The following is a 25,508-nucleotide window of genomic DNA, read 5'->3' on the forward strand; positions in this document are numbered from 1 at the left end:
GTGTCTATGACTCCTAGTTCTTCAGGTCATGTTAACATGATGAAAGGTCAGCCATTTCATGTGAAATATCGTGAAATTATCCGCCGATTAATGTTCTTGATTGGCGCGTTGTTGGTCTTTCGACTAGGAGCGCATATTCCGTTGCCGGGTATTGATAATGTAGCGCTAGCACGGTTTTTTAAAGCTAATGAAGGTACCTTCTTAGGTTTATTTAACATGTTCTCTGGCGGTGCATTAGAACGTATGTCGATTCTAGCGCTTGGTATCATGCCTTACATTTCTGCATCGATTATCGTGCAGTTAATGTCTACGGTAGTTCCTTCGCTGGAAGCTTTGAAAAAAGAAGGCGAGCAAGGCAAACGTAAAATCAATCAATACACACGCTACGGCACTTTGCTACTTGCACTTGTGCAAGGTGTAGGGATGTGTGCAGGCTTGATCAGTCAAGGTATTACCTTAACCTCAGGCCTTGCATTTTATATTCCAGCTGTAACTTCTTTAGTTGCAGGCACAATGTTTTTGATGTGGTTGGGTGAACAGATTACCGAACGTGGTGTTGGTAACGGGATCTCAATGATCATTTTTGCAGGTATTGTTGCTGGTTTGCCAAACTTGGTGATTCAGTCATTTACATCAGTGCAGAATGGTCAAGGTAGTTTAATTGGTTTAGCAGTATTTGGTTTATTATCACTAGCTGTTTTAGCTGCGATCGTGTTTATTGAAAAAGCACAGCGTCGTATTCCAGTAAACTATGCTCAGAAACAACAAGGTCGTCGTGTATTTACTGCACAGCAAACACATTTGCCATTAAAGATTAATATGGCAGGTGTTATTCCTGCGATTTTCGCAAGCTCATTGTTATTATTTCCAGCGAGCTTGGGTCAATGGTTAGGTAGTGCTGATCCAAATGCAGGGATTGTAAAACGTAGTCTGCAAGACTTGGCATTGGTATTATCGCCTGGACAGCCGTTATATTTAATGCTCTTTGGCGCGTTAATTATTTTCTTCTGTTATTTTTATACGGCACTTGTTTTTAGTCCGAAAGAAGTATCAGAGAATTTAAAGCGCAGTGGAGCTTATGTGCCTGGTATCCGCCCAGGTGAGCAAACGGCTCGTTATTTAGATCATATTCTTAACCGTTTGACGTTTATTGGTGCAATTTACATCACTGTTGTATGTTTAATGCCAATGATTCTACAAAGTTCATTCGGTATTCCATTCCATTTGGGTGGAACATCGTTGCTGATCGTAGTTGTTGTAGTGATGGACTTTATGGCGCAACTTCAAGCGCACTTAACTTCGCATCAATATGATAATCAAACGTTAATGAGAAAAACGACTGCTCATCCTCAGGGATAAGCGCACTTAGAGGTTTTCATCATGAAAGTACAAGCTTCTGTAAAGAAAATTTGTGGTAGCTGTAAAGTTATCCGTCGTAATGGGGTTATTCGCGTAATTTGTAGCGCAGAACCTCGTCATAAGCAGCGTCAAGGTTAATTTAATTAAGACCTGTTGATTTCAGTAGGCTAATTAGGTTATTATCCGCCCCTCAAGATTTTTGTGGGGCGGTTGATTATCTTAACTGCCTTTTTGGAGAAAATTGAATGGCTCGTATTGCCGGTGTAAACATTCCGGATAACAAGCATGCTGTTATCTCTCTCACGTATATTTTTGGTATCGGTCGCCACACTGCTAAGAATATCTTAGCTGCTGTAGGTATCACTGAAACTACAAAGATTCGTGAATTAGATGATGCTCAGCTTGATGCGATTCGTGCAGAAGTTGCTAAGGTTCCGACCGAAGGTGATTTACGTCGCGAAATTTCCATGAACATTAAACGTTTAATGGATTTAGGCTGCTACCGCGGTCTTCGTCATCGTCGCAGCTTGCCTGTTCGCGGACAACGCACCAAAACTAACGCACGTACCCGTAAAGGTCCGCGCAAACCGATTAAAAAGTAAGATTTCTGGAAGCTAAAAGATGGCTAAAGATACTCGCACACGCAAGAAGGTCACTCGTACCGTCTCTGAAGGTGTTGCACACATTCACGCGTCTTTTAATAACACCATTGTAACGATTACCGATCGTCAAGGTAATGCATTGGCTTGGGCTACCTCAGGTGGACAAGGCTTCCGTGGTTCACGTAAATCAACTCCGTTCGCTGCTCAGGTAGCTGCTGAAGTTGCTGGTAAAGCAGCTTTAGATTACGGTTTGAAAAACCTAGACGTCCTTGTAAAAGGTCCTGGTCCAGGTCGTGAGTCTGCGGTTCGTGCATTAGGCGCAGTGGGTTATAAGATTAACAGCATTACCGATGTGACTCCAATTCCTCACAACGGTTGCCGTCCACCTAAAAAACGTCGCGTGTAAGGAGAAACATTCATGGCTCGTTATATTGGTCCAAAATGCAAACTCTCTCGCCGCGAAGGGACAGACCTGCAACTTAAATCTGGCGTTAAACCATTTGACGTCAAAACTAAAAAAGCTAACAAAGCACCTGGTCAACATGGTCAGGCACGCGGTGGTAAGCAATCTGAGTACTCACTACAATTACGTGAAAAACAAAAAGTACGTCGTATGTACGGTGTGTTAGAGCGTCAATTTAGTAATTACTATAAAGAAGCAGCTCGTGTTAAAGGCGCAACAGGTGAGAACTTGTTGAAATTGCTTGAAAGCCGCCTTGATAACGTAGTTTATCGCATGGGTTTTGGTTCTACACGTGCAGAAGCTCGCCAGTTAGTAAGTCACCGTTCTATTACTTTAAATGGTCGTCGTGTAAACATTGCGTCTATTCAAGTTAAAGCGGGCGATGTAATTGCAGTTCATGAAGGTGCTAAGCAACAATTGCGTATTAAAAATGCAATTGAGTTAGCTGCTCAACGTGGTACCCCAGCTTGGATGGAAGTTGACCATTCTAAGTTAGAAGGTACGTTCAAAGCTGCACCAGATCGTTCTGATTTACCTGCTGAAATCAACGAAAGCTTGATTGTAGAATTGTATTCTAAATAATCCTTGAGGTAGCAATAAATGACGCGTACTGCAAACGAGTTTCTAACTCCGCAAGCGATCAAGGTCGAAGCGGTGAGCGGGACCTCGGCAAAAGTGATTCTGGAACCTTTGGAGCGTGGCTTTGGTCATACTCTAGGCAATGCTTTACGTCGCATTCTATTGTCTTCTTTACCTGGCGCTGCTGTGGTTGAAGTAGAAATAGAAGGTGTCGAGCACGAGTACAGTACTTTAGAAGGCTTGCAGCAGGACATCGTCGAGCTCTTGCTGAACCTAAAAGGATTGTCTATTAAGCTGTTCGATCAAAATGAAGCATATTTAACATTAGAGAAACAAGGCGCAGGTGATGTAACAGCTGCTGATCTTCGTTTACCTCATAATGTTGAAGTGGTTAATCCTGATCATTTAATTGGTACTTTGAGTTCAACTGGTTCATTAAAAATGCGCCTTAAAGTTGCTCAAGGTCGTGGTTATGAAACATCTGACTCACGCTTCCCAGAAGGTGAAACACGTCCAGTAGGTCGTTTACAGTTAGATGCTTCATATAGCCCGATCAAGCGTGTTTCTTATACAGTAGAAAATGCTCGTGTAGAACAACGTACCGATCTTGATAAGTTAGTGATCGATCTTGAGACTAACGGAACTGTTGATCCTGAAGAAGCAATCCGCAAAGCGGCAACAATCTTGCAACAACAAATTGCAATCTTTGTTGACCTTCAGAAAGATCAAACTCCTGTTGCTCAAGAACCTCGCGAAGAAGTTGACCCAATTTTGCTTCGTCCAGTAGATGATCTCGAGCTTACTGTTCGTTCTGCTAACTGTTTGAAGGCAGAAAATATTTACTACATTGGTGATCTTGTTCAACGTACTGAAGTTGAGTTGTTAAAAACTCCTAACTTAGGTAAAAAATCGTTAACAGAGATCAAAGATGTTTTGGCATCGAAAGGTTTACAACTCGGCATGCGTTTAGAGAACTGGCCACCAGCTAGTCTCCGTATGGATGACCGATTTGCCTATCGTAGCCGTTAATTAAGTAGGACTATCACCATGCGTCATCGTAATAGTGGTGTGAAATTAGGCCGTACAAGCAGCCACCGTAAGGCATTGTTCCAAAATTTAACTAATGCTTTAGTTGAGCATGAGTTAATTAAAACAACTTTGCCTAAAGCGAAAGAACTTCGCCGCGTTGCTGAGCCTTTAATCACTTTAGCTAAAAACGATACAGTAGCAAACCGTCGTTTAGCGTTTGCTCGTACTCGTTCTGCAGCAACTGTTGGTAAATTATTTACCGTTCTTGGCCCTCGTTACAAAGAGCGTAACGGCGGTTATCTACGTGTTCTTAAAGCGGGCTTCCGTGCAGGTGATGCTGCACCGATGGCTTACGTTGAACTTGTAGATCGTGAAGTAAAATAATACTTCTATACAAGAGCAGCTCAGTTGTTCAAAAAGGTCGGTGTAATAACCGACCTTTTTTATTGCTAGGATATTGTGCGAAGTGATATTTAAAAGGGCTGTATGGTCTATTTAAATGACTTAATTAGGTTTCAATGATTTCTTTCACTAGGGGGCAAGTAGATTAAGAAAGCTTCAATGAACTGATCTGAATGTTCTGCTGAGTATGCTGTTCTATAGTTTGTTTCAATCTCCACAGGAATAATTTCACCAGCTTGACTGCTATCTTCTGTATATTCAAGATAGTGCCTGTCACCTTCAAAATAAAAATTATATTGGTTTTTGACCGAATCCAATCTATCACCTATTCCTAGTAAGCCTAATAATTTTCCTTGATACCCCTTCGCTACATAGATGAATTCTAATTTTTTGGTATCTGCATTGAATGTTAGAGTGACAGTTTTATTCCAATAACAACATATTTCATTAATGGACTCTTCCCATGGTAGTATTAAATTCCGATATAAAATCAGCCACTTATCTTTCTCATAATAGACGTTTTCAGATTCATTATAATCATGAATGATTTGATAATCGGATATTGCTCTAAAAGTGTTGAAATCTAATCCTAAGTTAATTCCAGCAGCAGATTTTGCAGGTATGATTTCGGCAGATAAATTTGGAATCAATTGCTTATACTCTATTAACAGCTTGTTTTATAAAATTATGATTGCTAAAGGTTAACTCGATACTTTGTATGTGAGTGTATTGAGCTTTCTATTTACATCAAAATTTTTTAACAAATTATTTATACATTCATTGGGGTTAACATATTTTTCATGCTTTACACATATTACTTAAATTAAGTTTTTTGGTTATACGGAGAAAATGATTTTTTCTTAAACTCTGATCCTTTAATAAATTGCAAATCCAAGCAAAAATCTCAGGATTTTTTACACTCTCTTTTTCTAAAAATGTCCCGAAGTGATATGAAAAAACCGATGAATGACTAAACTTGACATTGTGTATTGTCAAATTTGTGCTTTAATAAAGTCATGGTTTATACAGGGTATAAAAAAAATGGAAAAGCAAGTTGATGTATTGATTATTGGTGCAGGTATCTCTGGAATTGGGTTAGCTGTGCATCTCTCTAAAAACTGTCCACAACGCAAATTTGAAATCTTAGAGCGTCGTGAAAGCTTTGGTGGAACTTGGGATTTATTCCGCTATCCTGGTATTCGTTCAGATTCTGATATGTCAACGTTTGGTTTTAACTTCAAGCCATGGGCAAAAGACAAAGTATTGGCAAGTGGCGCTGAGATCAAAGGCTACTTAAGTGATGTCATTAGCGAAAATCAGTTAAAAGATAAAATTCACTTTGGTCATCGTGTACTTTCTGCGAACTATGATTCTACAAAGAAAAAATGGTTAGTTGAGATCGAAGATAACAACAAGAAAAAACAAACGTGGTCTGCAAACTTCGTAATGGGTTGTACAGGGTACTATAACTACGATCAAGGTTATGCACCTAAGTTCCCGAAACAAGAAGATTTCAAAGGTCAGTTTATTCATCCACAGCACTGGCCAGAAAATTTAGATTACACAGGTAAAAAAGTTGTGATCATCGGCAGTGGTGCAACTGCAATTACCCTTGTACCTTCTATGGTCAAAGGTGGTGCAGGGCATGTGACGATGTTACAACGTTCGCCAACGTATATTGCGACGATTCCTTCTATCGACTTTATTTATGAAAAAACACGTAAATTTATGTCTGAAGAAACGGCTTATAAATTTACTCGTGCACGTAATATTGGTATGCAACGCGGTATTTATGCACTAGCACAAAAGTATCCAAAAACTGTACGTCGTTTATTGTTGAAAGGCATTGAGTTGCAGTTGAAAGGTAAAGTCGATATGAAACACTTTACTCCAAGCTACAATCCTTGGGATCAACGTTTATGTGTTGTGCCAGATGGTGATTTATTCAAAGCATTGCGTGAAGGTCAGGCAAGTGTGGAGACAGATCAAATCGAGAAATTTACCGCAAATGGTATTCAATTAAAATCTGGTAAACATTTAGAGGCTGATATTGTGATTTCAGCAACTGGTTTAGAGATTCAGATTTTAGGTGGTGTGCAAGGTTCAATCGATGGTAAACCAATGAATACATCTCAACATATGCTTTATCAAGGCGTTATGGTAAGCGATGTGCCTAATATGGCAATGATCATTGGTTATATCAATGCGTCATGGACTTTGAAGGTTGATATTGCTGCTGATTATATTTGCCGTTTGATTAATCATATGGATAAAAATGGTTTTGATGAGGTGATTGCACACGCCGATCCTTCGCAGCGTGAAAATGACACAATCATGGGTAAAATGTCATCTGGTTATATCGCTCGCGCAGCGGATGTGATGCCAAAACAAGGTAAGCAAGCACCTTGGAAGATCACAAATAATTACCTTGCGGATCGTAAGGAGTTAAAAGATGCTAAGTTTAATGATGGTGTTTTAGAATTCCATAAGCGCGGTGAGCAAGCAACAAACCGTAAGCCAAAATTAGTATCATAATTTTTGCTTGAATGATTTGAAACCCTATGCATAGCATAGGGTTTTTTATTTGTGCTCAGGGTTTAAATCTTAGAAATATCGCGTATATTGAGCACATTAGAAAATTCATATTAGGGATAATACGATGAGAAAAATCATCATTTTGGGGACTATCTTACTTAGTACATTCAGTTATGCTGATGATGTTAAACAAAAGACAGCAATTGCTGAGAAGTTAGTTTCGGTTGATGGTACTGAACAAGGACTTGAAAATACGGATAAAATGATTCTTGAACAAATTCGTATGCGCTTACCAAAAGATATGCCAGCTGATTTTTTCACTGATTTAACTAAAAACTTAAATAGTGAACAACGTAAACAATTTATTGTTCAGCGTTATGTGGAAACGTTTAGCCAGAAAGAGTTACAAGCCGCTTTAAACTTTTATCAGTCAAATGAAGGGAAGGCTTGGGCAAAGAAAGCAAGTGAAATTGGAGGAGAGGTTGCTCATTTCACAACGCAAAATGCTCGTAATGCTTTAAACACTACCATGCAAGAACATGTTGAGAATCCTACCGTAAAACAGTTGATGGCTCGTATGAACCCAGCACCAGTAGCTGCGGTAGAAAAAGCTGAACAGAAATAATCAATCAAAAAAGGGATCATAATGATGATCCCTTTTTTTATGTTGTTTAGTTTTATAGAGTACGAGAAATGAGTTCTTTCATGATCTCATTGGTACCAGCATAAATACGGTTGGCGCGATTATCGATATATGCGCGAGCAATTGGATACTCAAGCATATAACCATAGCCACCGTGTAGTTGTAAGCAGTCATCTACAACTTTTGAGAACATATCTGAAATCTTATATTTAGCTGCTGCGGCGGCATCAACACCTAAACTTTCTTCGAGTTGTAGTTCCATACAACGATCTAAATAAGTACGACAAAAATCGATTTCTGTACGTAACTCAGCTAATTTAAAGCGTGTATTTTGGAATGTACCGATTGGTTTGCCGAATGCTTTACGATCTTTAGTGTATTGAACAGTATGTGCAAAAGCTGCTTCAGCACCTGCTTGGCAAATAATCGCAACTAACATACGTTCCCAAGCAAGTTCTTTCATCAGCATCATGAAGCCCATGCCTTCCATACCAAGCAGATTTTCTTTAGGTACACGAACATTGTCAAAGAACAGTTCGCAAGTATCTTGACCTTTCATTCCGATTTTATTTAAAGGTTTTCCTTTACTAAAACCAGCACGATCAGCCTCTACAATGATTAAAGAAAGATTTGCTGAACCTTTCTCTGTGTTGCCTGTTTTACAGACGACAATTGCCATATCGCAAAGATAGCCATTGGTAATAAAGATTTTAGAACCATTGATTACATATTCATCACCATCAAGTACGGCAGTCGTGCGGACGGCTTGTAGATCAGAACCTGTACCAGGTTCCGTCATGGCAATTGCAGTTACAGTTTCACCTGTTGCCATTTTTGGCAACCAATCTTGCTTTTGTTCTTCATTACCAAAGTTGTTGATATAGTTCGCAACAATGTCTGAATGGAGCGAGAAACCTGTGCTTGAATCCATTGCATAGGCTTGTTCTTCGATCAAAATCATACTGTAAAGACGATCTACGCCTGATCCACCATATTGTTCAGGCATAGTGGTACATAACAGACCAAGTTCGCCAGCTTTATTCCATAAGTCACGGTCAACATGTTGTTGTTTCTCGTATTTTTCAATATTTGGAACAACTTCTTTTTCATAGAATTTACGTACAGTTTCACGAAATGCTTCATGATCAGATGTAAAAAGCTTGCGTGGTAACATGTTTGGAATTGGACGAATAGCACCTGATTGCATTTGTTATTTTTTCCCTAGTTTATGGATTAAAAATCATCATCACCATACAAGAAATCGAAAATATTGAACAATGTGATCAATGCTCAATTTGATTGATGTATTTGGTCACTTAGGAAAAATGTTGACGAAAGTTATAGTGCGATCGGGTACACTATGCACAAATAGTTGCATAGCGGAACATAAGATGTCTGATGAAATGACGTTAGAAGAACGTAAGGTAATTTACCGTGCTCGTCGTGGGTTAAAAGAAATTGATGTGTATTTCGACCCTTATGTGAAGAATTGCTATTTGAGTGCTGAGCCTGCTGAAAAAGCTTTATTTGCTGAGTTGGTAGATCAAGAAGATCCAGATTTGCTTGATTGGTTTATGGAAGTCGGTAATCCTCCTCGAACTGAGCTAAAAGAATTTATCTTAAAATTAAAACATAATGTACACGGCTAATCAGCGTGTTTTTGAGTTGCGATACAGTCGGTTTTCGATTGTATTGCAACTTTTGATTTTTCTTGGAATCAACTTTTTATCTTATCTATTATTAAAACCTTTATTTTTCTTTATCAGTTTTCTTTTCATGTGTGGTGCGTGGGCACTATTTTTTAAACAATCTCAAATTAAAAAGATCGAGAATTTAGAAAAAAATTTATGGTCAGTCGAATTTTCTGATCAAAATTTAGATATTCAACAGCGGGAAATTCTTAAAATAATTGATCATCATTGCTACATCGTGATCTATTTTTCTGATCCACAGCATAAAAATTTAATCATTTGGTGGGATCAATTATCCTATTTTCACTGGAAAAACCTGAAAATACTCGTAAAACTAGCATAATTGTTCGACAATTCTACAGTTGTATATTTTTATTAAAATAATATTTTTCAGTTGGTTATATATTTATTTCATCTTTTTACTTTGAATTGTTAGATTAAATACTCTAAAAAATACTGAAAATATGGATTGTCAGACAATTCAGCCTTTAACCTGAGTTCATTTTCGTTAAAGTACAAACACCAACGTAAAGTGTGGTGGAGGTCCTAAGATGATGGAAATTCCAACATGGTCGTTTCTGGTGATTGCAACTATTCTTGCAATCGTTATAGGAAGAGCAGGAACTTTACTCAGGGAACTTCTTGAATCACAGCAGCATCATGTTGTAGTGACCAAGAGAAAGAGATTGAAGGTGTCATCAATATATCACAATCCCGTGAATGCTGATGATGAACGTCGATCTGGTATCTATCAAAAGTAGATACAAAAGTGTAGGAGGTCTCTATGGAGATTTCAATGTGGATGTTTCTAGTAATTGCAGTCGTTATGGCGATTGTTGTAGGAAGAGCTGGAACATTACTCAAGGATTATTTTTGATAAAAACTAAAAGATAAAGAGTTTCACGTTTTAACCAGTTAATAAGTAGCATGTGCTGAACCGTCGCAATGCTACTTTTTTTTGCCTGAAATTTATGTATTCTGAATTCTATGTCAATTCGCTTATCTGTGAATTGTGTCAAAATGTCCATGTTAAAATTAGAGCAATTACTCTTTAATTCAAGTATTGCATCTGATAATGTACATCTAAAAGGAAAAACAAATTAAAGAGGACAGGAAGAATGTCTAAGCTCCACAAAATGGGAAAGGGTGTGGCGGTTGCTTTGCTTACAACATCAATGTTATCTGGATGTTCGTATGTGATAAAAACAGGGGCGAATGTTGCATTAGGTTTTAGTGAAAATCATATTGTTCCACCAATTTTAGCGATGGATGATGCTGAAATGGTGTGTAATTCAGGGAATGCTTTAACCCCTGCAATTATGTCAACAAAAGATATGGGTGCAGACCCGACCCGTATGGCGGTATTGTTATATACCGCTGCGGGTATTTGTGCTGAAAATGAAGCACTTGAAGCTGAATTACGCTATTTACGTGCAGCTAAAGCTGGTCAAGTGACCGAAGCTCAGGATGCTCGAGTTGAGCAAAAACGCTGGGCTGGTATTGCTGCTGAACGTCAATATGCAAGTTATAAGCTTTTTGCCAATCGTTGGGAAGCAAAATACAATTATAAATTAGGTGACTCTTGCCCAACCATGCGCAACGACCTTGATCAAACTGTTTATTTGCTCGGTATGATTAATGGTTTGCAAGCAATGACCAATGATATTAACTCAGGCGGTGCGATTAACGTTCCTAAAGATATTGCAGGTATTGTTGAGCGCGGCATGGTTTGTCTAGATAATGAAAAATTCTGGGGTGCTCCAATGGCAACCCGTGCGGTCATTTGGACATTATTGCCAGGTGCCGGTGACGGTAAGCCAGAACCGTATGCGACGCTGAAAGAGTCGATGGCTATTGGTGAGAAGAAAGGTGTCCGTTTAGCGCATGCTTTGTATGCAGTTGCAGCACAAGCAAGTGGTGATGACGCCAAACTTCGTGATGCATTCCGTTCATACGCTGCTGCAACGGGAGATGATAAACCTGCTAATCCTCAATTTAGATTGATTGATAAAATGGCTGGTTTAATGGTTCGTGGTATTGCTGATCGTTATTGGACAGAAAATACGGGTGTAAGATCGACACGAGAAGGTTTATCAACGTTCTGGGATGATCAGCCAGAAACTTCTTCTGAACTCGATGATTTATTCGATGGTGGTGGAGATGAAGCATCTGCACCAGCTGAAGAGCAACCAGCTCAGTAACCTGAATTAAACGACCTTTTACAACATTAAAAATGAAGTGCTTTATTATTTTTAAATCGTAAAAGGTCTGTTTTAGAAGAGGGGGACGTAAATGAAAGATCAAATATGGATAGGGAAAGTCATTTTGATCGCGGTATGTGTTTCAGTATCAGCATGTCTTCAGGTTTTTCCCGATCTTTTTATTTACTGGAGACCGAGTTTACTCGCTGAGTTTTGGCGATTGTGGACCGCGCATTGGGTACATGTGGGATGGATGCATTTCTTTTTGAATATGTTGGCATTCGCTTGTTTACCATTTATCTTTCCCCATGCACGTAATTGGCATTTATGTGTATTACTGCTGTTACTTCCGCCATTTATCAGTCTCATTTTTTATTTCTATTTACCTTATATTGAAGCTTATGCTGGGCTTTCAGGTGTATTACATGGTTTATATACCGCAGTTGGTTTAGTGTATCTGCAATATCCGAAAGAAAGAAAGTTTGCCATTTTAGTGCTGTTACTTATTGCCGCAAAACTAGTTTGGGAAAATACCTTTGGACAAACGGGTACGGCACAGCTGATAGGTAGTCCTGTACTTACTGAGGCGCATTTGATTGGTGCGATCGGTGGTGTGTTATGTGGACTTAGTTATTTAATGTTTAAAAGGGTAGAGAGAACAGATTAATTGATAAAAACAACCAATAAAAAAGTGAATGTAGTCATTCTTTTTTGAAAAAGTTTGCTGCAAATTTAGGCGGTTTGAAAAAGGGATTGGTTACCAAGAGGGTAAATTCATTTATCTATCAACCATGGACTTCGCATGAATCAACATCTTTGGATGGATGTTGCTAACAAAAATTGGAATAGACATGCAAAATGATCAAGAGAAAAAGTCTGGATTAGGTCTACTGAGTTATATTTGGACGGAGTGGATATCGACATTTGTCATCCTCGTTTTATTACTAATGACGTTGGTCATTGGTACAGGTGAGATGATTCATGGTCAATTATTGCGTATGGGGGAGCGTCTGTATGGCGATCCTGATACAGGAATGCAATACTCATTTCTTCGTGCTGAACCAGAAAAGCCAAGCTGTGATCGACATCCGAATATCGATGCACAAGTTCAAGAGCAGATGAAAATCAATGCTGCTGATGAATTTGCAAGTATGTTTGGCGTTGCATCTGAAGCTGATGTACGTGCGTCATTGATTGCTGCTCGTGAGCAGTGTGATGAAAAGTATCAGTTCTATGATAAAGCTATGAAGCATATGGAGGCTCATCCGAGTATCCGTACTTATCGTAAAATTGAAACGAGCTTCTTTGGTATCTTTAAATTTGGTACTGAGAATCGTGCATTATTTTTGGTGATCATGGTTGTCTTCGCAGCAATCAGTGCGACCCTAAAAACACATCATATTGGTTTACGTAGTCCGGCGACTAAAATAGATTTCCGTGTCTACAGCGTTGCGATGCTACTCGGTAATGGTTTCCTTACATCATCTGTGATTAGCCAATATAATTCGGTCATGAATTCTGGCGTGCCAATGTCTCCAGAAATGAAGATTATTTATTGGCTATGGATGGTGCTATTTGGCTGTTTAACTTTAATTAGTTTATTCCAGTTAGCGAAGCCTCCAACACCAACACGTGAGGGCGGTAACATTGGTTTAGCATTCCTCAGTGTGCCGCTATATGCATATATGGCGATTATCACCGGTGTTGCATTTACCATTTTTATGGATTACCCAATGGGGCAAGGTATTTATCTTGGTCAGTTGGTTGAGTTCTCAAACATCTTCTTGAATCTTGCCTTGTTTATTTGGGCGGGTATGTTGCTGAAACAAACTCGTATTGTAGATTTATTCTTAAATATTCTACGTCCATGGAATTTGGCTCCTGAAACATTAACTTGGTTAATCTTAATTGCAGCAGCATTACCAACAGCCTACACAGGTGCATCTGGTATTTTCGTTATTGCGGCTGGTGCAATTATTTATAAAGAAGTATGGAATGCGGGTGGTCGTCGTCAATTTGCTTTAGCAGCGACAGCACTATCTGGTTCGATGGGTGTTGTACTTCGTCCATGTTTATTGATTGTCGTGGTTGCTTCATTGAACAAAGAAGTAACGACTGATTTACTTTATCAATATGGTTTATACACTTTCTTATTAACCTCGACTTTATTCTTGATCATTGCATTGATCTTTGCGGAGCAGAAATTCCGAATTGCACCGCTTAACATTGCTTTGCCAAAATCTTTACGTGCATTCGTGCCAGTATCTCCATATATCGTAATTTTCGTTTTAATCTGGTTGTTCTACAAACATGCTTTAGCGACTGATTTAAATGAATTTACAGCACCAGTGATGATGCCAATCATCTTATTAATGATGGTGTTGTTTGATAAATTACGTAAAGAGCCTGCACCATTAGCACCAGTAGGGCATTGGGATAGTACGTTAAATACCTATACTGCACCTGTAGATGGTACGCAACCTGCACCTCAGATCAATCCTGAAGATGACCCTCGCAAGCCAGAACGTAATGTTTCGTTTGGTAAAGCATTGCATTTAGCGACAAGTGAAACGGTTGGGCACATTGGTGCGCTTGTGATCTTGATGGCACTTTCAGTTAGTGTTGGTGGTTTCCTTGAGCATATCCAAATCATGGAAGCTTTCCCTAAAGATATTAGCAGTACCTTTGTTGTTATTAGCTTAATCGTAATGCTAATGATTTTCGTAGGTATGATCATGGATCCATTTGGTGCTGTGATTTTGATTACGGCAACTGTTGCGCCTGTAGCATATCAATACGGTATTGATCCAGTTCACTTCTGGATGATTGCATTGGTTGGGTTCGAATTGGGTTATATCACTCCACCAGTTGCATTGAACCACTTATTGGCAAGGCAGGCGATTGGTGATGCAGAAGTCGCTGAAGCGGATGCAGAAGTTCGTCATTTATCTTTCTTCTACCGTTATGAACGTTGGATCTTCCCATTGTTAGTGATGGTTCCTGCAATCTTGATTATTGCGTATGTTCCTTACTTCTTTAAGTTGTTTGGTTGGTATCACTAATTAAGTGAGAGACTTATTAAAAAAGCACCTTCGGGTGCTTTTTTTTCTGTATATCAAAATAGGAATGACTATAAGTGGGTGAAAGCTATGCTAATAATTTTGCAATATTTTCCCATCCCATTTTATGAGCTAGATCTGAGGCGGTCATAGATTGGTTATTCAGTGCTGATTTATCTAGATTATGTTGCAATAGTGCTTGAATAATTAAGAAATTACCCGCAATAGCTTCTCGGTGTAATAGTTGATTACCGCGATTATCTCTTTCATGAATTACGGTTGGATTGGTTTGGATAAAGTGTAAAAAACTATCTAACATCTTTTCGCACATGGGATGTTCAATTAAGTTTTCTGGATGTTCCTCTTGATCATAGACAAATAAGATATTGTTGGGGTCACCAAAATTTATTCCCCATGACGCATCATATTCTTTTCGCTCAGAATCAATTAATTGTTTACGATATTCTTGAATCGTAAAGCCACCATAAACTTGATCTTGAGTTAAAAACATCCAGTCGACGATCGTCTCAAATGGTTGCTCTATAATTTCACCAGCTTGTACATTGTCGATATAGTTTGGTTGATTCATTAACTGACCAGAGATCGTAGTTCCATCAAAATCAATTTGGCTTATCCACATATATTCAACTAGTGGTGAATCAGATGAGTCGCTGTGTTCTTGGATAAATGCACATTTAACATAAGCAAGATCAAAAGCAGGAATTATTCTGCGATATTCCCAAGAAAGCTCTCGCCAAAAGTATTTAAAAGTTTCTTGAGCTTTATTGAAGGCTGAAATCATTTCAGGAGATTCGCTTGCAAAAATGGTATTTCTTATATTCATGAGTTTGAATTTTCCTAATTTGTATTGTTGCAAGTTTATTCAAAAGAGAAGTGTATTGTTAAAGTTTAAAACGCCATTTCTTATCTCTTTGTGTAAGTGGGCTACATAATAAAATTGCCAACAAAATAATGCAAAAACCAGTAATGCTATATAGGTCAGGGACTTCATTCCATAGTAAAAATCCCCAAATCCCTGCGAAAATAATTGCCATATAATTGACGGGTGCAATCTGTCCAGCAGGTGCTAGGCGGTAGGCATGAGACATGAAAATCTGACTCACATTTGCAAGTACGCCTGCTGCAATCAGGAAAAACAATTCATGTAAATGATATGGACGCCATACCCAAAACATGGGAATGACTGAGATCAGCGAGCCGATAAGGCAGAAGTAAAAAACAATGCGTTCGGGTGGTTCTGTTTTGGTCAGTGCTCGTACCGTAACGAAAGCCATTGATGCAAATAAACTCGATGCGATTCCAATAATCGAAATCCAGTTCAATAATCCTTGATCAGGTTTGGCCACACAAAAAACACCGATAAAGCCTAAGCCCGCTGCACATAACATCCCCGTTGTAATTTTTTCTTTTAGGAATAGCCATGCGATCAGCGGAATGAAGATGGGGGATGAGTAGGTAAAGACCATAGCATTAGAAAGCTTTAGATGTGCAATTGCATAGAAAAAGCCATACATTGCTGCTAAGCCAATGAGGCTTCGCCATGTATGCATCCAGAGCTTTTCCGTTTTTACAAAATGAATTCCTTGTTTGAAAATAAATGGTAGAAAAAGAACTAATCCAACTAAATTACGGAAAAATACAATCGTGTAATTATCGACACTTTGTGAAGCATATCGAATGCAAATCCCCATGACTGAGAACAAGAGTGCTGAAATCGTTAGGCAACCAATCGCTAGAAATAAATTACGATTAGTTTGTATAAGCGTCATATGCTTTGAGGAGATTTGGATAATGCGTTCATTTTAAGCTGCTCAGTCATTGAAAGAAATCTCATTTAGCTCTTAGAAGATGAAATAAGTATTTATCAATGTTTTCACATTGTTTATTGAGTCGTAGGAAACTGACAAGCATAGCCACTTGGTGTCATGCCTGTTTCTCGCTTAAACATAGCACTAAACGCACTTGGACTATCATAACCAAGCTCTAAGGCGACATTCAAAATGGGTTTATTCATTGCTAGATCTATCATCGCTTGCATTAATTTGGCTTGTCGAACCCAATGGGAAAAATGCAAACTCGTTTCTTTTTGGAAATGTCGAGCAAGCGTCTTACTGCTCATATGTAAGTAGTTCGCCGTATCTTCCAAATTCCAATTGATACTGAGGTTCGCTTTGATTTCTTGGCATAATAATTTCAGCTTTTGACTTTGTGGTTCAGGCAAGTTAAACGCGAGTGTTGGTAGTAATTCAATTTCATCCAAGATCATTTCAAGCAATCTTTGATTCCTACTATTCGGTTGTATTGCGGTTTGAATTTCCATGGCGCTGCTCATTAACTCCCGTAGTAAAGCAGGGATGGCGATCACACGGCATTCGTTGACAAGATTTTCACGGGTGCAGGGAGAGATAAATACACCTCGTGCTTTAACGTCGCCACTACTGAATAATGCATGTGGTTTGTTGGCAGGAATCCAAACCCCACGTCCAGGTGGAGTAATCCAGATGCCCTGATCTGTTTGAATGCGAATTACGCCTGAAAGCGTATGGATCATTTGGATACGATCATGATGATGCCAATCCTCGACATGACCATGAGGGTAGTTCTCAGAAAATGCGTAGACAGGATAATCTAAAAAACCATGTTGAAAATTCTTTCCCATAGATTGGATATCCACGATTAGATTGTCTGTTTCTCGATAGTTATCGTCTTTTTATCGAGAAACTTTAAATAAATAGTTTTTTAGCATGATTGTCACCGTAATGCATAGGTTGAGATCATGTTTCAAAAAGCTTCTTTGTATCCATTATTTGCCATTTTATTTTGGGCGGGCAATGTCGTTGTATCCAAAATGGCAAGTCATAACATTTTACCAGTCGCGATTACTTTTTATCGTTTAGTGTTAGCGCTAGCAGTCATGAGTACTTTTGTGCTGATTCCTGTTTGGAAAAATCGACATACGATTCAACTCTATTGGAAGCAATTGGCCTTAGGTGGTTTTATATCTGTATCATTATTTCAGTTTTTGTCTTATCAGGCTGCCGCGACTACGACAGCGACCAATATGGCGATTGTTACCGCGCTTATTCCATTATTAACAATGATCCTGAGTAGTTTGATCTTAAAAGATAAAATAAGTTATGGCATGTTGTTTGGCGGTGCTTTATCTTTTTACGGCATTTTATATTTGCTTAGTCATGGTTCTATTTTAAATATATGGGATCAAGGTGTTCATCTTGGTGATGGTTTAATGCTGGTTGCTGCATAGGGTTATGCTTTGTATGGTGTTTTGCTCAAACATTGGAAAATGCCGATTCCCTCTTGGCAATCGAACGTTGTGCAATCGAGTTTTGCCATTCTATATGTGCTGCCTTTTTTTATCTTTTTACCTGCGGCTGATATGCAACTGAATCAAACTACAATTCCTTTGATTTTGTATGCAAGTATATTCTCCTCGATCTTGCTTTCTTATTTGTGGATCGAAGGGGTAAGACATTTAGGACCGAATCGGAACAGCATTTTTATGAATCTACTTCCATTGTTCACGGCATTGATTGCTGTCATCTTATTGGGGGAACATCTACAAGCTTTTCATTACCTAGGCGGTGGTTTAACGTTAATAGGTATTTTAATTGCACAAACGATTCAAAAACCGATTCAGTTCAAAGCTCGCTCTAATCAGGTTGTGGATTAAGGTATTAATAAAAAAGGCTTTAATATGGATTAAAGCCTTTGATCATTAAGATTTACTCTGCGCCGCAATTTGAGCTTCGAGTAACTTGATTTGCTCTTCTTTTAACTTGAGTAATGTGTCTGCATCCGTATGTTGCTGCTTTAACTCTTGCTGTTGATCTTGCAGCTGGTGATGAATATCATCAAGTTTTGCAATTTCTTCTTTTGCTAACGCATCATTTGAAGGGATTGGGTCTTTAATAATTGACTCTTCAACCAATTGAATTGGTGCAGCGACTTCACTCGCAGCATGCGTCGTTTCTGCTGTTGCGATAGGCGCTTCTGGTTTTGTAGGAACGGTTTTCTCTGCAACAGTTTTTGTTGATGCTGTCGGCGTTACCGCTGTATCTGTATTATTTTGAGATAGGAACCATTGAACAGCAAAGATAAGCACAACAATAATGCTGATCCCACCGATTATCATCCATAATAATTTTGAGTTTTCATTTTGATATGAGGACATCATCTTCTAACCTTCTAGTCAAAATGACGAGGTTTGAATTGTATGACCCCAATTTCATCTGGCTCAGCAGGTTGTTGCTCTTCCACATGGGTCGGGCGTTTTTCACTATAAGCACAGTCGATACATTCAATCCACTCGTCATCCACAGTGATGATCTTAACGACACGATCTAAGGCTCCGCATTTTGGGCATTTAGCACCCGCGATGAACTGTCTTTTCATGTCAGTTAATTACACCCTGTGAACAATATTGACGTAGTTTAAGCGCTTTTATTGGTGTTCGTCCAACCTTGATGACGTAATAATGCATCTATTTTTGGTTCTCTTTTTCGGAAATTGCGAAACGCATCAAGTGCTGTATCTTTTCCGCCAACTGCTAGAATAAACTTTCTAAATTCTTTTCCAGTCTCGGTGTTAAAAATACCTTCACTTTCGAAGCGATCGAAGGCATCACTCGCCAAAACCTCTGCCCATTTGTAAGAGTAATAACCTGCGGCATAGCCACCAGCGAAGATATGGCTAAAACTATGTTGGAAACGGTTATATGGAACAGTGGGTGCAACTGCAAATTTCGCTCGAATGTCATCTAATGTAGTTTGGATTTGCTCGCTGTTTAAAGCGGGTGCTTGACGGTGAATGGTTAAGTCAAACAAAGCGAATTCAATCTGACGCAGAGTTTGCATACCTGACTGGAAGAAACGCGCATTCAATAAAGCAGATAGCAATTCTTGCGGTAAAGTTTGCTTAGTTTCAGTATGTTCGCTGAGTACATCTAAACTTTCATTATCCCATGCCCAAAATTCCATGAACTGACTTGGTAACTCGACTGCATCCCATGCTACGCCGTGTGTTCCAGCCACAGAGATATTGTCCACCTCTGTCAGCATGTGATGTAAACCATGACCAAATTCATGGAATAGGGTAATGACTTCATCGTGTGTGAGTAGCGCAGGTTGATTGCCAATCGGTGGAGTAAAGTTACATACCATGTAGCAAATCGGTTTTTGTAGACCACTCTCTGTTTGCACACGAGAACGGAAACCACTCATCCACGCGCCGCCACGTTTGCCGTTGCGTGCATATAAGTCGAAGTAGAAACCACCGACCACTTGACCTTGATCTTCAATTTCAAAATAACGAACATCATTCTGCCAAACAGGTACTTGGCGCTCGATAATTTGGATGCCATAGAGACGTTGAACAATTTGGAATAAACCATCCATCACTTTTGGTGCTGGGAAGTATGGTTTCAATGCTTCTTGAGACAGATTGAATTGTTGCTGTTTTAACTTTTCAGAATAGTAGGTTGCATCCCACGGCTTTAATTCTTCAATGCCATCCTGTTGTGCGATTGTTTTTAATTCTGCAATTTCAGCAAGCGCAGGGGTACGTGCATGTTCAGCTAAATCTACAAGGAATTGATTTACTGTTTCAACATCAGGTGCCATTTTGCTAGCCAATGAATATTCAGCAAAATTATTGAAGCCAAGCAGTTGGGCCATTTCTTGACGCAAGCTCAGAATTTCTTCCATCACTGGGGTATTATCGAACTCGGCTTTATCAGATTGTTCTGATGCACGAGTGACATAAGCCTTATACAGTTCTTCTCTCAATTCACGATCATCTGCATAGGTCATAATCGCAAAATAAGCAGGAAAGTCGAGCGTGGCAACAGCTTGCTCAAGCTCACGTTGTTGCCCGTATTGCTTTAATAATTCAACACTACTTTGTGGTAGTCCTTTGAGCTGTACTTCATCTAAAGGTTTAAAGTAGGCTTGGGTTGCATCAAGTACATGATTGGAAAAGTCAGAAGAAAGCTGAGATAAACGTGCTGAGATTTCTGCATAACGTTTTTTTGCTTCACCTTCGAGTGCAACACCTGATAGTTTAAAATCACGTAAAGCGAGTTTAATCGCACTTTGTTGTGCTTCACTTAATGTTTGAAATACATTGCTATCATGAATATGTTGATAGATTTGATACAGCGCTGTGTGCTGTCCAAGTTGTGTGTAGTATTCGCTTAAACTGGGTAAAAGTGATTGGTAAACTTCACGGGTTTCAGCATTATTCATGACTGCATTTAAGTGCGACAAGATGCCCCATGACTCACTCATATTGTTTTCAAGTTGATCGACTTGATTCAGTATTTGCAATTGTGCTTCAGCTAGCTGAGGAACTTCTGTGAGTTGATTTAAAAAGTTTTGTCCGTCTTGGATGCTTTGTTCAATCTGTTGTTTTAAGTCGGCGAGTTGGATTTTGTCAAACTGTGGGATAGGGAGTGTTGCTTGCTGAAGTGTCATTGTATTTTTTGCCATATCATCTTTAAACATAGTTATAGATGTAGGGGTTTGGAGAGGGGAAATCAAGGCTAATAAAATAATTTTGAGTTCTCCATGTGTATCACTCATTTAAATCAGGAAAACGTCTTTTAGTTTCCTCTACTCTTAATTCATTTGAGAGAAAAGAGACCGTAGGATCAAAAGAATAACTATATATTCCTAGAGTAGGTTTATTGGAATTTTCATAGAATTTACCAAATCCATTATCAATAGTTAGCTCCCATTCGAAATTTTTTTATATTGCTCGAAAAGATATTTTTGAATTTTTCTCAATTGAACGGGATCTTCTGTTTTAAGAGTATAATTGATTTCATGTAATTTCCCCTTCCACTCGGTTAATTTAATATCAACAAGTTGAGCTTCAAAAAATAATGTTTTGATTCCTGAATATAGTTCTTATTAGGACTGTATTCTTGCAGGGGGGAATTCGGATTGAATGCTTGAAAAGTCTGAAAAAAGAGACAATATGGGAATATCTAGGTGTATTTCTCTAGATGTCGAAGATATTGATTTTTGAGTCTGTGCAAATAACTGAGATGAGTGTAGAAGTAAAAAGAGAATTAAAAATATTTTCATGAGATTGGCTGGTATAAAGTGAATGGCTTTAGGGCGTTAGCCCTAAAGCCATTATAAATTACTCAGTTTTTGCTTTCGCATTCGACTTTTTCTTTTTCACTTTTTTCTTTGCCTTTTCTTTAGTTTCAGGCTTAGCAGACGCTTTTTTAGCAGGTTTCTTAGTATAAGAACTTGGTTTGTTCTTATCTTTTTTCTTGCGTACAGGTTTTTCACCATCCTCACTGACTTTCGCTTTCGTAGATGATGGAGCTTTACCAAACACTTCTTCCGTTGTTGATGCGCGGTTTGAGCTAGAAGAATTCGCAGTACGGGGTGCTTTTTGACGAATCACACGACCTAAATGTGTCAATTGTTGTATCAATTGGAAGTCGATCTTACGCTCTTCCAAATTCACACCTGCAACTTGAATCTTCACTTCATCACCGAGGCTAAAAGATTGCCCACGATTCTGACCAATTAAGCTTTGACTCGCTTGATCATAAAGGAAGAAGTCTTCACCGAGCTGGCTGACATGAATCATGCCATCAACATAAAGATCTTTGAGTGTTACAAATAAACCAAATTCAGTCACTGCACTAATAATGCCGACAAACTCATCACCTAAATGCTGCTGCATATAGTGACATTTCAACCAAGTAGTCACACTGCGTGAGGCTTCATCAGCACGACGTTCAGTTTGTGAGAAATGCTCACCTGCATCATCTAGAGCAGCACCAGAAAGTGGGTAAACCTTCTTATCGAGATAAGCTTTAATCGCACGATGTAACAATAAATCTGGGTAACGACGAATTGGCGAAGTGAAGTGCGTATATGCTTCATAAGCGAGACCATAATGGCCTGAGTTTTTTGCGCCGTAGTAAGCTTGCATCATTGAACGCAATAACACAGCATGTATGCTTGGTGCATCCAAACGATCTTTGGTTGCTTCAATCACCGCTTGGTAATCAGCTTGAGTTGGTTGTTCAGGGAATGGCAAACCAAGTAGTTTGACAAAATCACGAACTTTTTGAATACGTGAGAATTCAGGCGCTTCATGCACACGATACAGCATTGGAATATCATGTTCTAACGCATATTCTGCTGCGGCAACGTTCGCTAACAACATACATTCTTCAATGAGTTTATGTGCATCATTACGCGTGCGCGGCAAGATTTCCTTGATTCCGCCTAACTCATCAAAGGTCATGTAAGTTTCAACGGTTTCAAACTCCATCGCATGACGTTTGGCGCGTAGCTCTTTTAAAGTTTGATAAAGTTGAAATAGCGTATTCAATGATTTATGAATCGTTTTATCCGCTGGAATGGCATCAGTCGCACCTTCAAAATATTGACCGACTTGGGTATAAGTCAAACGTGCTTTTGAATGCATGACAGAAGGGTAGAATTCATAACCTGTTACTTTGCCCGCGCGGGAAAGCTTCAAGTCACAGACCATACATAATCGATCAACATGCGGATTTAAAGAACATAAGCCATTTGATAATGCTTCAGGTAGCATCGGCAAAACGAAGTGCGGGAAATAAACTGATGTACCACGTTCTTCTGCTTCTTCATTTAAAGGCGAATCTAAACGAACGTAATGACTTACATCGGCAATTGCAACCACCACACGATAACCGCCACCTGGACGTTTCTCTGCATAAACTGCATCGTCAAAGTCACGTGCATCTTCACCATCAATTGTCACTAATGGTAAATCACGTAAATCGACGCGTCCTTTAATATCTTGTTCAGAAGGTTCTTTGAAGCTTTCAGCTTCTTTAATGACTGCTTCAGGAAATTCATAAGGCAGACCAAACTCTAAAATCGTTTGCGGAATAATAATTTCCGTATCTGCTTTATCCGCCATTGATTGAATCACATGGCCTGTTGCCAGCTCTTCACGCGTTGGATAATCGTCAATTGCAACACGCAACATATCGCCAACTTTAGCATTGGCATGTTCAATCAACTCCTTTTCAAGGGTAATCGGCTGATGCTGATTAGGATTGCTTGGTTGAATAAAGTATTCGCCCTGATGTTCAGAGACTTTACCAATAATCTGTTTTACACGTCGTTGTACGACTTCAGTGATAAAACCCCAGGCTTTACCTTTACGGTCTACTGAAGTCTGACGCACTTTAACGCGATCACCATTAAAGACTAGACGTAACTCGCGTTCAGGTAACAACACATCATTTTGACCTGCAATATTCGCCGTGCCTAAACCTTTACTATTAATATAAACCGTTGCTTCATGACTAGGTGCATCTGTGGCAGGTTGATATTTAAAGCCATCTTTCATGAGCTGGCCATCACGAACCATTGCACTGAGACGGTGATTCAGCGCATCAATACTTTTTTGATCAGGAATATTAAAGTGGTCTACGAGTTCTGCATGAGACTGTGCGGTTTGTAATTGTTCTAATGTAGTTAAAATAAGAGTTCGGCTAGGAATAGGATTATCGTAACGTTCAGCTTCTGCTTTTGCTTCGGGATCAACCCAATTATTAGTCATATCGTTCCAATTCACATTTGGCAGATCACTTTAGCATAAGACATTCAAACTTGGACTGCACGTCAAAGATTGCAAGATTCTATTTATGCACATGATCTAAATAAAAGAAGAGACGACTATATTATCAAGCGCGACAACAAAAAATGCTGAAAAAAAAACAGAAATTGATTAAAAAATATTTGATTGATTTAAAAAAACATAAAAAATAAGGATCATGGCTTGTGTAATGAGCTTTTAGTTTGTATTATTGCGCTCGTGTTACGGTGAGATGGGTGAGTGGCTGAAACCACATCCCTGCTAAGGATGCATACGGGTAACTGTATCGAGGGTTCGAATCCCTCTCTCACCGCCACTTTACTTAAGGCGCTCATAGCTCAGCTGGATAGAGCACTTGGCTACGAACTAAGGGGTCGGGAGTTCGAATCTCTCTGAGCGCACCAAGTAAAGATTGTAAGTAACACTAGCTCACGATAAGTGAAGCACCTAAGTAATGCGCTCATAGCTCAGCTGGATAGAGCACTTGGCTACGAACTAAGGGGTCGGGAGTTCGAATCTCTCTGAGCGCACCAACTTAAAGAAATTAACCGCTTAATTGCGGTTTTTTTACGTCTGAATTTTATATATTTTCGATAGATAATAAAAAAGCCGCTGATGACAGCGGCTTTTTCGTCTTTGTGAGTTAGAATAAGCTTAAGCTGTGGAATAAGTTGTCAGTTAAGTGTGTTAGAGAGGTTTGAGGCGTAACCGTCTCAGTTAATGAGCTATCACTGGTTGTTGTATCCGCTACAGTTGTAATGGTTGAAGTTGTTCCTGTGATGGCGGTTAGTAAATTATCTACAGTATTATTTGCAAGATCACTATCTGTATTGAGTGTTATGCCAATCAGATCATTAATACTGTCAAATGTAGTATCACTAAACAATGTGCTTACGCTGTCTTGAAGAATATCGATAGTTGTATTACCACCGCTAATAATTGTTTGTGTTGGTTCAGCAACACTTAAAACTAAATCTGCGCTGTCGAATTCAAATCCAAAATTATCGCTAATACCATCAATAGCATCTGTCACATAATTGAGTGAGTCACCACTTAGGGTTTCACTAATTGTATCTGTAAGCCCAGTCAATCCGCCAAGCACACCACTGTTTAGATCCCCAGTAATGCTTCCAAGTAAGTTGGTTACTGTTCCTAATGAATCTTCTGAATTGATTACATCAGTAAGTGCATTGGTCACTAAATCGATAGGACTACCGTCAGTACCACCTGTGATGCCGTCAATCACACCAGTGACAAGATCGATAGGGCTACCATCGGTACCGCC

24 protein-coding genes, 3 tRNA genes and 2 pseudogenes are annotated in these 25,508 nt (G+C 39.1%); 19 read left to right on the forward strand and 10 right to left on the reverse strand.

Annotated elements, in window-relative coordinates; all coding sequences use genetic code 11:
• Nucleotides 1-39 precede the first annotated feature (39 nt).
• The 7 genes from secY to rplQ all read left to right on the forward strand — a co-directional run bounded on the left by secY (nt 40) and on the right by rplQ (nt 4,416).
• Entirely contained in the window at nt 40-1,359 is a 1,320-nt protein-coding gene (gene secY / locus ACF8D3_RS02030) for a preprotein translocase subunit SecY (protein WP_171061810.1), read from the forward strand.
• A 21-nt stretch (nt 1,360-1,380) separates the two neighbouring features.
• Nucleotides 1,381-1,497: a 50S ribosomal protein L36 gene (rpmJ, locus tag ACF8D3_RS02035; protein WP_000867907.1), complete on the forward strand. Its 117-nt coding sequence runs from the start codon at nt 1,381-1,383 to the stop codon at nt 1,495-1,497.
• 107 nt (nt 1,498-1,604) lie between these two features.
• Nucleotides 1,605-1,961 (forward strand): 30S ribosomal protein S13, encoded by a 357-nt coding sequence (gene rpsM, locus ACF8D3_RS02040; protein ID WP_000090815.1) that lies wholly within the window; start codon nt 1,605-1,607, stop codon nt 1,959-1,961.
• Nucleotides 1,962-1,980: 19 nt separating this feature from the next.
• Entirely contained in the window at nt 1,981-2,367 is a 387-nt protein-coding gene (gene rpsK, locus ACF8D3_RS02045; protein WP_001040166.1) for a 30S ribosomal protein S11, read from the forward strand.
• A gap of 12 nt (nt 2,368-2,379) precedes the next feature.
• Nucleotides 2,380-3,006, forward strand: coding sequence for a 30S ribosomal protein S4 (gene rpsD, locus ACF8D3_RS02050; protein WP_004877611.1), 627 nt, complete (start codon nt 2,380-2,382; stop codon nt 3,004-3,006).
• Between the two features lie 18 nt (nt 3,007-3,024).
• Nucleotides 3,025-4,032 (forward strand): DNA-directed RNA polymerase subunit alpha, encoded by a 1,008-nt coding sequence (locus ACF8D3_RS02055; RefSeq protein ID WP_004657700.1) that lies wholly within the window; start codon nt 3,025-3,027, stop codon nt 4,030-4,032.
• Nucleotides 4,033-4,050: 18 nt separating this feature from the next.
• Nucleotides 4,051-4,416, forward strand: coding sequence for a 50S ribosomal protein L17 (gene rplQ / locus ACF8D3_RS02060; protein WP_004641032.1), 366 nt, complete (start codon nt 4,051-4,053; stop codon nt 4,414-4,416).
• A 131-nt stretch (nt 4,417-4,547) separates the two neighbouring features.
• On the opposite strand, the gene ACF8D3_RS02065 is transcribed toward rplQ, so the two are convergent.
• Nucleotides 4,548-5,084, reverse strand: a complete 537-nt coding sequence (locus ACF8D3_RS02065) for a hypothetical protein (protein ID WP_392469826.1) — start codon at nt 5,082-5,084, stop codon at nt 4,548-4,550.
• 391 nt (nt 5,085-5,475) lie between these two features.
• Here ACF8D3_RS02065 and ACF8D3_RS02070 point away from each other — a divergent pair, with 391 nt between their 5' ends.
• A complete protein-coding gene (locus ACF8D3_RS02070; protein WP_278396936.1) occupies nt 5,476-6,969 on the forward strand; it encodes an NAD(P)/FAD-dependent oxidoreductase in 1,494 nt (497 codons plus the stop codon).
• 124 nt (nt 6,970-7,093) lie between these two features.
• On the forward strand, nt 7,094-7,594 hold the full coding sequence (locus ACF8D3_RS02075) for a DUF2059 domain-containing protein (protein ID WP_023013758.1): 501 nt from the start codon (nt 7,094-7,096) through the stop codon (nt 7,592-7,594).
• A 52-nt stretch (nt 7,595-7,646) separates the two neighbouring features.
• Here ACF8D3_RS02075 and ACF8D3_RS02080 read toward each other — a convergent pair whose 3' ends face one another.
• On the reverse strand, nt 7,647-8,819 hold the full coding sequence (locus ACF8D3_RS02080) for an acyl-CoA dehydrogenase family protein (RefSeq protein ID WP_061397348.1): 1,173 nt from the start codon (nt 8,817-8,819) through the stop codon (nt 7,647-7,649).
• A gap of 184 nt (nt 8,820-9,003) precedes the next feature.
• Here ACF8D3_RS02080 and ACF8D3_RS02085 point away from each other — a divergent pair, with 184 nt between their 5' ends.
• The 6 genes from ACF8D3_RS02085 to ACF8D3_RS02110 all read left to right on the forward strand — a co-directional run bounded on the left by ACF8D3_RS02085 (nt 9,004) and on the right by ACF8D3_RS02110 (nt 14,566).
• Nucleotides 9,004-9,261: a succinate dehydrogenase assembly factor 2 gene (locus tag ACF8D3_RS02085; RefSeq protein ID WP_007481805.1), complete on the forward strand. Its 258-nt coding sequence runs from the start codon at nt 9,004-9,006 to the stop codon at nt 9,259-9,261.
• On the forward strand, nt 9,248-9,646 hold the full coding sequence (locus ACF8D3_RS02090) for a hypothetical protein (RefSeq protein WP_392469830.1): 399 nt from the start codon (nt 9,248-9,250) through the stop codon (nt 9,644-9,646). Before ACF8D3_RS02085 ends, ACF8D3_RS02090 begins: the two co-directional genes overlap by 14 nt.
• A gap of 208 nt (nt 9,647-9,854) precedes the next feature.
• The gene (locus ACF8D3_RS02095; protein WP_004877600.1) at nt 9,855-10,064 is read left to right on the forward strand and encodes a hypothetical protein; all 210 of its coding nucleotides are present in this window, start codon (nt 9,855-9,857) and stop codon (nt 10,062-10,064) included.
• 357 nt (nt 10,065-10,421) lie between these two features.
• Nucleotides 10,422-11,504 (forward strand): hypothetical protein, encoded by a 1,083-nt coding sequence (locus ACF8D3_RS02100; protein ID WP_019385419.1) that lies wholly within the window; start codon nt 10,422-10,424, stop codon nt 11,502-11,504.
• A 91-nt stretch (nt 11,505-11,595) separates the two neighbouring features.
• Nucleotides 11,596-12,171: a rhombosortase gene (gene rrtA / locus ACF8D3_RS02105; protein ID WP_061517610.1), complete on the forward strand. Its 576-nt coding sequence runs from the start codon at nt 11,596-11,598 to the stop codon at nt 12,169-12,171.
• 184 nt (nt 12,172-12,355) lie between these two features.
• Nucleotides 12,356-14,566, forward strand: coding sequence for a TRAP transporter large permease subunit (locus ACF8D3_RS02110; protein ID WP_392469833.1), 2,211 nt, complete (start codon nt 12,356-12,358; stop codon nt 14,564-14,566).
• 85 nt (nt 14,567-14,651) lie between these two features.
• Here the strand turns inward: ACF8D3_RS02110 and ACF8D3_RS02115 are convergent, their stop codons facing one another.
• The 3 genes from ACF8D3_RS02115 to ACF8D3_RS02125 all read right to left on the reverse strand — a co-directional run bounded on the left by ACF8D3_RS02115 (nt 14,652) and on the right by ACF8D3_RS02125 (nt 17,243).
• Nucleotides 14,652-15,407: a DUF2314 domain-containing protein gene (locus ACF8D3_RS02115; RefSeq protein WP_392469836.1), complete on the reverse strand. Its 756-nt coding sequence runs from the start codon at nt 15,405-15,407 to the stop codon at nt 14,652-14,654.
• 58 nt (nt 15,408-15,465) lie between these two features.
• Nucleotides 15,466-16,353, reverse strand: coding sequence for a DMT family transporter (locus tag ACF8D3_RS02120; RefSeq protein WP_061397352.1), 888 nt, complete (start codon nt 16,351-16,353; stop codon nt 15,466-15,468).
• Between the two features lie 113 nt (nt 16,354-16,466).
• Entirely contained in the window at nt 16,467-17,243 is a 777-nt protein-coding gene (locus ACF8D3_RS02125; protein WP_392469838.1) for an AraC family transcriptional regulator, read from the reverse strand.
• A gap of 117 nt (nt 17,244-17,360) precedes the next feature.
• Here ACF8D3_RS02125 and ACF8D3_RS02130 point away from each other — a divergent pair.
• Nucleotides 17,361-18,275 (forward strand): annotated as a pseudogene (locus ACF8D3_RS02130) (DMT family transporter).
• Nucleotides 18,276-18,320: 45 nt separating this feature from the next.
• Here ACF8D3_RS02130 and ACF8D3_RS02135 read toward each other — a convergent pair.
• The 4 genes from ACF8D3_RS02135 to rnr form a co-directional block, all read right to left on the reverse strand.
• The gene (locus ACF8D3_RS02135; protein ID WP_392469840.1) at nt 18,321-18,776 is read right to left on the reverse strand and encodes a hypothetical protein; all 456 of its coding nucleotides are present in this window, start codon (nt 18,774-18,776) and stop codon (nt 18,321-18,323) included.
• A gap of 14 nt (nt 18,777-18,790) precedes the next feature.
• Nucleotides 18,791-18,997: a YheV family putative metal-binding protein gene (locus ACF8D3_RS02140; RefSeq protein WP_004775846.1), complete on the reverse strand. Its 207-nt coding sequence runs from the start codon at nt 18,995-18,997 to the stop codon at nt 18,791-18,793.
• A 38-nt stretch (nt 18,998-19,035) separates the two neighbouring features.
• On the reverse strand, nt 19,036-21,075 hold the full coding sequence (locus ACF8D3_RS02145; protein ID WP_392469842.1) for a M3 family metallopeptidase: 2,040 nt from the start codon (nt 21,073-21,075) through the stop codon (nt 19,036-19,038).
• 673 nt (nt 21,076-21,748) lie between these two features.
• A complete protein-coding gene (rnr, locus tag ACF8D3_RS02150) occupies nt 21,749-24,187 on the reverse strand; it encodes a ribonuclease R (RefSeq protein WP_007481782.1) in 2,439 nt (812 codons plus the stop codon).
• Between the two features lie 262 nt (nt 24,188-24,449).
• Here rnr and ACF8D3_RS02155 point away from each other — a divergent pair.
• The 3 genes from ACF8D3_RS02155 (at nt 24,450) to ACF8D3_RS02165 (ending at nt 24,756) form a co-directional block, all read left to right on the forward strand.
• Nucleotides 24,450-24,539 (forward strand) — tRNA-Ser (locus tag ACF8D3_RS02155).
• An 11-nt stretch (nt 24,540-24,550) separates the two neighbouring features.
• A tRNA-Arg gene (locus ACF8D3_RS02160) sits at nt 24,551-24,627 on the forward strand.
• 52 nt (nt 24,628-24,679) lie between these two features.
• Nucleotides 24,680-24,756 (forward strand) — tRNA-Arg (locus tag ACF8D3_RS02165).
• A gap of 110 nt (nt 24,757-24,866) precedes the next feature.
• Here the strand turns inward: ACF8D3_RS02165 and ACF8D3_RS02170 are convergent.
• A pseudogene (locus ACF8D3_RS02170) lies at nt 24,867-25,508 on the reverse strand (hypothetical protein); the annotation flags it as partial.

Origin of the sequence: Acinetobacter sp. YQ_14, from assembly GCF_043102985.1 — a bacterium.
In the GTDB taxonomy this organism is placed as follows: Bacteria; Pseudomonadota; Gammaproteobacteria; order Pseudomonadales; family Moraxellaceae; genus Acinetobacter; species Acinetobacter venetianus.